At 76.3% G+C, this 2,296-nt stretch carries 1 protein-coding gene; it reads right to left on the bottom strand.

Translation table 11 applies throughout. The features are described from left to right. A partial coding sequence (locus Q6969_RS15085; RefSeq protein WP_317231175.1) for a glycoside hydrolase family 2 TIM barrel-domain containing protein occupies window positions 1-2,192 on the bottom strand: 2,192 nt, incomplete at its 3' end. Between the last annotated feature and the right edge of the window lie 104 nt (window positions 2,193-2,296).

Here is a 2,296-nt window from a genome sequence, read left to right as displayed (position 1 = left end):
CCGCGGACGGGCACGCCGTGCCAGCGCACCAGGTCGCCGCGCGCGTCGAACCGTCCGACGCCCAGCGCGTCGCCGCGCCAGCCCCCGGCGGATCGCGGCCGGGACGCGGACCGGTCGCGCACGAGCGCCTGGTGCCGAGCGACCACGTGGCCCGCCTCCGCCCACGGCGTGTCGCGACGCGTGACGACCTGCACGGTGAGGTGCGCCTCCTCCGCGTGCCCCGCGGCGCGCGCCTCCTCGGGGAGCCGGAGGGTGACGGCGTCCCCGGCGGCGAGCGCGGCGTGCTCGAGGACCCCGCGCGCGGCCGGCCGGCCGTCGTGGTCGAGGATCCAGACCAGGTCGACGTCGTCGGTCGTCGCGCTGTGCCGTCGGTTCTCGACCCGCACCGTGGCGCCGTCGGCGGCCACGCGCACGCGGACGGGGGCGATGACCGCGGACAGCTCCGCGAGGCCCGGGGTGGGGGTGCCGTCGGAGAGCAGCAGGCCGTCCATCACGAACGGGCCGTCGTGGACGGGCTCGCCGAAGTCGCCGCCGTAGGCGTGGAACGGGCGGCCGTCGGACGTGCGCGCCCGCAGCCCGTGGTCGCGCCACTCCCAGACGAAGCCGCCGTGGAGGCGCGGCCAGCGGTCGATCGCGTCCTCGTAGTCGGCGAGGGATCCGGGCCCGTTGCCCATCGCGTGCCCGTACTCGCAGAGGATGAAGGGCTTGGCGCGCTGGGAGGCGCCCGTCGCGCCGGTCGTCTCGTGGATGCTCGCGACCGGGGTCCCGCAGACGGAGTCGATCTCCTCGAGCGTCGGGTACATGCGCGAGTACACGTCGGTGTGCTCGCCCGTGAGGTCGCCCTCGTAGTGCACGGGCCGCGTCGGGTCGGAGCGGCGCACCCAGGCCGACATGGCCGCGATGTTCCGGCCGGTGCCCGACTCGTTGCCGAGCGACCACATGACGATCGACGGGTGGTTCCGGTCGCGGCCCACCGTGCGGCCGATGCGGTCGAGGTAGGCGTCCCGCCAGCGCGGGTCGTCGGACGGGTTGCCGTGCCACTCGACGTCCCAGAAGCCGTGCGTCTCCAGGTCGCACTCGAGCACGACCCAGAGGCCGAGCTCGTCGGCGAGGTCCAGGAGGCGCGGGTGCGGCGGGTAGTGGGAGGTGCGGATCGCGTTCACGCCGCTCCTCTTCATCAGCTCGAGGTCCGCGCGCGCCTCCGCCTCGTCGAACACGCGACCGCGCTCGGGGTGGGACTCGTGCCGGTTGACCCCGCGGAAGGTGAGGCGGCGGCCGTCGACGAGGAGGGCGTCGCCGTCGAAGCGGACGGTGCGGAAGCCGATGCGCAGGGTCGCGGTCTCCCCCGGCGACGCGACGGTCGCGTCGTAGAGGCGCGGCAGCTCGGCGCTCCACGCGTCGACCGCGGGGATCGCGAGGGGCGCGACGTCGGCGGCGGTCGCCCACGTCGCACGGATGCCGAGCCCGGGCACGCGCACCTCCACCGGGAAGGCGCCGTCGACCTGCACCTCGAGGAGGCCGGAGCCGTCGGCCGGGTCGCGGTCGGCGCGCACGCGCACGTCGTCGAGGGCGTCGGCGGGGCGGGCGAGCAGCTCGACCGAGCGGAAGATCCCCGGGAGCCACCACTGGTCCTGGTCCTCGAGGTAGGAGGCGGCCGACCACTGGTGCACCCGGATGCCGAGGTGGTTGACGCCGGGGACGAGGAGGGCCGTCACGTCGAGCTCCGTGGTGAGGCGGCTGCCGGTGGTCCAGCCCGCCTCGACGCCGTTGACCCAGAACGTGGCGAGACCCTCGATCCCGTCCGTGCGCAGCAGCACGCGCGCGGCGTCGGCGAACGACGCGGGCAGCTCGAAGGCGCGCCGGTGCTCGCCCGTGGGGTTCGCGTCGGGCACGTGCGGCGGGTCGATCGGGAACGGGTACTGCAGGTTGGTGTACGCGGGGGCGCCGTGGCCGTGGAGCACCCAATGGGAGGGCACGGGCAGCGTCGTCCAGCCGGCCGCGTCGAGGGCGGCGTCGTCGAGGGCGGGATCCGCGACCTCGGGCGGCGCGTCCACCGGGTCGACGGGCGCCTCCGGCAGCAGGCGGAAGCGCCAGTCGCCGTCGAGGGCGTGCACGGGCGCGTCGGTCGCGAACCGGGCGCGCGGCGGCAGCCGGTCCGCGGATCCGGGAGCGACGTCGTCGAGGTGGGACATGCGGGTCCTTCCAGGGGGCGGGACGGGCGGGTGCGGCGCGGGCGGGGCGCCCGGGCGATGCGGGGCGGAGGACGGCGCGGCGAGACGGGTCGCGCGGGCGGATC

The organism is Clavibacter sp. MX14-G9D (assembly GCF_032917815.1).
In the GTDB taxonomy this organism is placed as follows: domain Bacteria; phylum Actinomycetota; class Actinomycetes; order Actinomycetales; family Microbacteriaceae; genus Clavibacter; species Clavibacter michiganensis_K.
Note: the sequence above shows the minus strand (reverse complement) of the source record. Positions and strands in the feature narration are given on the sequence as shown.